Source organism: Pseudofrankia asymbiotica (assembly GCF_001983105.1).
GTDB classification, from domain to species: domain Bacteria; phylum Actinomycetota; class Actinomycetes; order Frankiales; family Frankiaceae; genus Pseudofrankia; species Pseudofrankia asymbiotica.
Window position 1 is genome coordinate 1 of record NZ_MOMC01000152.1, and the last position, 4,725, is coordinate 4,725.

At 68.8% G+C, this 4,725-nt stretch carries 5 protein-coding genes; all 5 read right to left on the reverse strand.

The window, feature by feature from the left end; genetic code table 11:
* On the reverse strand, nt 1–303 hold a 303-nt coding region (locus tag BL253_RS38820; protein WP_131831715.1), incomplete at its 3' end, for a transposase.
* 106 nt (nt 304–409) lie between these two features.
* Nucleotides 410–2,917 carry a hypothetical protein gene (locus BL253_RS38825; RefSeq protein WP_131831712.1) on the reverse strand — a complete coding sequence of 836 codons (2,508 nt, stop codon included), beginning with the start codon at nt 2,915–2,917 and terminating at the stop codon, nt 410–412.
* On the reverse strand, nt 2,838–3,557 hold the full coding sequence (locus BL253_RS38830; protein WP_131831713.1) for a hypothetical protein: 720 nt from the start codon (nt 3,555–3,557) through the stop codon (nt 2,838–2,840). The genes BL253_RS38825 and BL253_RS38830 overlap by 80 nt, the downstream gene beginning before the upstream one ends.
* A 63-nt stretch (nt 3,558–3,620) precedes the next feature.
* Nucleotides 3,621–4,175 (reverse strand): hypothetical protein, encoded by a 555-nt coding sequence (locus BL253_RS38835; RefSeq protein WP_131831714.1) that lies wholly within the window; start codon nt 4,173–4,175, stop codon nt 3,621–3,623.
* Nucleotides 4,168–4,533, reverse strand: coding sequence for a hypothetical protein (locus BL253_RS41730; protein ID WP_076823096.1), 366 nt, complete (start codon nt 4,531–4,533; stop codon nt 4,168–4,170). Before BL253_RS41730 ends, BL253_RS38835 begins: the two co-directional genes overlap by 8 nt.
* Nucleotides 4,534–4,725: the final 192 nt, after the last annotated feature.

Below are 4,725 nucleotides of genomic sequence, written 5' to 3' on the forward strand. Positions count from 1 at the left end.
GCCCCGGGCCTCGCGGACCTGCCAACGCAGCAGGTCGTGGAGCACCTGGTCGGTGCCGTCGTCGCGCCAGGCGCCGAAGTAGTAGTACACCGCGCTGTGCGGGGGCAGGTCGTGCGGCAGGTAACGCCACTGGACCCCGGTCCGGTCCTGGTAGCGGATCGCGTTGACGATCTCCCGCAGCTCGTAGCGGCCCCCGACGCCCGAGGCCGACCGGTGTCGTGCCTTCCACCCGTCCAGCACCGGGCGGATCAGGTCCCACTCCTCGTCCGAGAGATCACTGGGGTACGGCTTGCGTTCGGCCATACCTTCCAGCACACCGCAACCACCCAGAACCGCAACCCGACAACCCGACCATCAGACCCGCGACCAGGCGAAACAGACATCAAGCCGCTACCGCTCACCTGTTACATCAACCGACGGAACACCCTCTGAGGGCGAGGCTGCGCTGGTCGGCAGGCAAGTGCGGGATGAGCGCGGCCAGAGCAGATGCCTGTTCGTATGGATTGTCGATGGCACTGGCGCCGGCGAGCGCCAGAGTGAGAAATTTGGCAGGCAAGTGCGGGGCGAGGAGAGTAAATATTGCGGCCCTAAAGAACCGGCTGGTACTCGCGGCCGTTAGTGCCTGTGCGAAGATGGGACCGCGCTGATCTTGTGGGAGGTGAGGGATCACTAAAACCAATATCAAAGCCTGATTTTCTACAGCCACAGTGGCGACTGCTTCGAGGGTTTGCGCTAGGGCGGGRCCACGCTGGTTCAAAGGAAGATGCGGGATCAGCTGGGCGAGTGCGTAYGCCCGATGGTTCGCTTTATTGATGGCGGTGGCGATTTCGACCGCCTGCGGAAACAACTCCGAGGGCAGATGTGGGGCAAGCCGGCCTAATTCGTGGGCGCGACTGAATTCGGAGTTGCTGGCTGCGGCTCGGGCCAACGCGTGCGCCGGCATGTACGGTGCCAGCCTGTTCAAGATCAGATCCCTCGACAGCTGACTATCGATGGCGGTGGTGGCCGCGAGAGCCTGCGCGAGCACCGGGCTGCGCTGGTCGGCGGGCAGGTGCGGGACCAGCGCGGCCAGTGCATGTGCCCGTTCAAGTGGTTCATCGACGGCGCTGGCCTCGGTCAGCACCTGACTGACGACCAGGCCGCGCTGGTCTGCGGGCACATGCGGGAGCATGGCGGTCAGAGCCTGTGCCCGACTGTCCGGTTTGTCGATGATCGTGGCTGCCGTATGTGCCCGCGCGAGCAGGTCGGCGGGCAGGTGCGGGGCCAGTACGGCCAAGGCTCGTCGGCGTTTGTCAAGATTGGAGGTGGCGCTGGCGTCGGTCAGGGCTTTGGTGATGACCGCGTGGCGTTGCTGCGCGGGCACGTGCGGGATGAGCGCGGCGAGTACAGCTGTCCTTTCGGGCGGCTCATCGATGGCGTTGGCGTCGGTCAGGGCCTGCGTGAGGACAAGGCCGCGTTGCTGGGCGGGAACGTGCGGGGTGAGCGCGGCCAGTGYACGTGCCCGTTCACGCGGCTCACTGATGATGTTGGCGTCGCTCAGCGCCCGATTGATGATCGGGCCGCGCTGTAGGGCAGGCAGGTGCGGCATCAGCGCGGCGAACGCCTCTGCTCGAATGCTCGGKATATCAGTGACGATGGCGTCGTGCAGCGCCACATTGATGATCACGTCTCGCTGCTCGGCGGCCAGGTGTGGGACGAGCTCGACGAGCGCCCGTAGGCGAAAGTAGGGGTAGCCGAGGGCGATCGCATCGGACAGCGCCTTGGCAAGGACCTGGCGGCGTTGGTCGGCGGATAGACGGGGGGCCAGACAGCCCACGATGTGCGCTTGGGAGTTCGGGTTCTCGATAGCGGCGAGGGCTGCCAGTGCGTCCCTGAGAACCGGTCCGTGCTGATCGACAGGCAGATGCGGAAGCAGCCCAGCCAACGCTACGGCCCGAGGATACGGAAGGTCGATCTTGGTGGCTTCAGCCAGCGCCTGTCCGAGCAGGTCGGCGGGCAGATATGGAGCAAGCCCTGCCAACGCCGTCGCCCGTGTGCCGAGGTTTGGGATTGTCTGGGCACTGGTGAGGGCTCGGGCGGGCGGCCAGAGGCAGGTTTCGACAAGGCGAACGAGTATTGCTGGTGGGATGTTCGCGGCCATGCTCGTCACGGAGCCGATCAGTAGCGCGCAGTTGACCAAGCGGATGAAGACGTTTGTGTCGGTGTCCTGTCGGGTTTCGGCGTCTCGCCAGGCCGCGCGCACCGCAGCCAGGTAAAGAGCCACGCTGCCCTGGCCCTCGTGGGCGCTGTACCAGACGTTCTCGACCCTGTCGTCCGATTCCTGCCGCTCGGCGGCTAGGACGAGGTCAACCGACTGTGCGTCGTGGGCCGCGAGCAGATGTGTGATGAGCGTGGCAAGACCGTAGCGATCCACGTCGTCGTATGCCGCCCCATGGGGAAGGCGAGGCAGCCCTTCGGTGAGTCCACCCCAGTAGTCGAGCAGCCATTTTGCAACCTGGTCATGAAGGACCGGCACTTGCTCGGTGGCGAGGGAGGTGCGGACGTATTCGAACAGGAGGTCGTGCATGGTGACCGTGCTCGACGCGGAGTCGACCACGATCAAGGACTGTCGGGCGAGCCTGGCCATCAGCTTCTTGGCGGCAAGCCTGTCAAGGCCGCTGGTGCGTCGCCACAGGCCGGCGATCACGGCCGCCGGGACGGCGCCGCGGCTCTCAAACGCCGTCAACTCCCGAAACCGGGCAGCCTCCGCCGCAGGTAGCGCACGCACAGAGACGTCAAGTGCGGCGAGCAACGTTGGATATGGATAGCCGCGGAACCGTGCCGCGATATCAGCGAGGTCAGCACGACGGAACTGTTCTACGACTGTGTCCCAGTCTTCTCCCATCGTGACCATCGCGCCGGACAGCGCCAGCGCCAACGCGAGGCCACCGCACCGCTCGGTGATCTCGCTGGCCGCTGTCGGTAGCGGCCAGCAGGCCGTCGGTGGTGGCCGGGGGTGTCGGGGCGTACCGGTCGGCCCCGACGCGCCAGGAGAGCAGATCGTGATCCCGTAGCCGGCTGGCGATCACGGCGCTGCCGGTGGCGAGGTCGGGCAGGACCAGCACGGCGCCGCGGACGGCGGCCAGGGCGGCTGGCGCCATTGGAGTTCCGGGCTGGTCGGGGGCCTTGACGAGGCCGTCAAGGTGACGCCGCAGGCTGACGGCCAGGTCGATCACCCGCGCGCCGTCGCCGCCCAGGGAGCGCAGGTCGCGCATCGAGGTCCGGACCGCCCGCCAGGCCTCGACCGAGGCGGCAGCCTGGTCGCGGGCGGCGGCGAACAGGTGACCGCGCTGGGCGGGGGCGTGTGCGGCGGCCCGGCGGGCCGCCTGGCCGGCCTGCACCGAGGTCGCCAGTCCGAAGCCGGCGAGCGCGACCAGCAGATCACGCCCGGGTGCATGGCCGGGCTGACCGAGGGCGTGCACCGCCAGCCGCAGCTGCGCAAGCCGACGGTCCAGTATCGGGGCGCCCTCGTCGCCCAGCAGCGGGCCGACGTCGTCGAGCACGTAGGGTCGGYGCATCCCACCGCCCAGGTCGGCCACGGCGACAGCCGGGTCCACCAGGCCCGCGACCAGCCGAAGCGGCTACAGCGCCGACGGTGCGAGCAGCGCTGCCCGGTCCCTGCCCTGCCCGCCTGATGCGGGAGCTGACGAGCGGGCGACAACGTCCTCGGCGGCGGTGGCGGCCAGTCGGACGATGACCGCGACCTGGCCGGCGGCCATGGCCACGACCTGCGAGTCGGTGAGTAGTCGGGCGTCCGGGCCGAGCGGCTCACGGTTCGGGCCGATCTGGGCCAGCAGCAGATCGTGTGCGACGGCGAGCCGCTGCGCGGCCGCGTCCCAGCGGCTGGCGGTCGCGGCGGGCCGGTCGGGCTGGCCCATGCCTCCCAGCGCCCTGCTGACCATCTGGGTATGGCTGGCCAGCAGCCGGGCCGGGTGAGCGGGTTTGAACGGCCGGGCCAGAAACCGGATATGGCGACTGGCGACCACCACCAACAGTGACAGCCCCGCTGCGTCCTGGACGGCAGACGGCGCGCCCGGCGGGAGTGGTGTGCCGACGGCGAACGCCGCGGCCTCGCGGGTCCGCTCGACCAACACGCCGTAGGTAAGGCGGTCAGGACTTCCGTCCGGGTCAGCCATCGTCCAACGCCCGCAGCGCGTACCGGGCGAAGATCGCCGCATAGGCGACCGGTTCGGGATCCCTGGCCGTACCGATCCCGGCCGCCAGCCGCGCCGCCGCGGCCACCAGCGACGGCCGGACGTCCACCGCCTCGACCCGTTCCTCCCCCACGGCGAAGGACGGATGGACGCGCACCCCGCACGCCTCAAGGCGGCACGCGGCCTGGTCCACCTCCATCAGTGCCGACGACCCCGCGACGCTCTCGACCGCCGGCCGATGCAACAAACCCGACGCCGCATGCTCCAACAACAGCAACGCGACCTCCAGCTCCGCCCCCTCCTGACTCGCTAGCTCCGCCGCCCGCGCATGCCACCCCATGGCCACTCCTCCCGACCCGTAACCGACCGGCCCAGCCCAACATCACGGCCACCATCACGCCTAGGCCCAATGGCCATAGGTTAAGTGATCGTCGTGTCGGTAGGCTTGGTCTGTGGGTCATGACGGGAGTGAGGGGCTGTCGCCGGAGGGCTGGTTGCCGGACCGGGTGACGGTGGGGGTGCTGACGCGGGT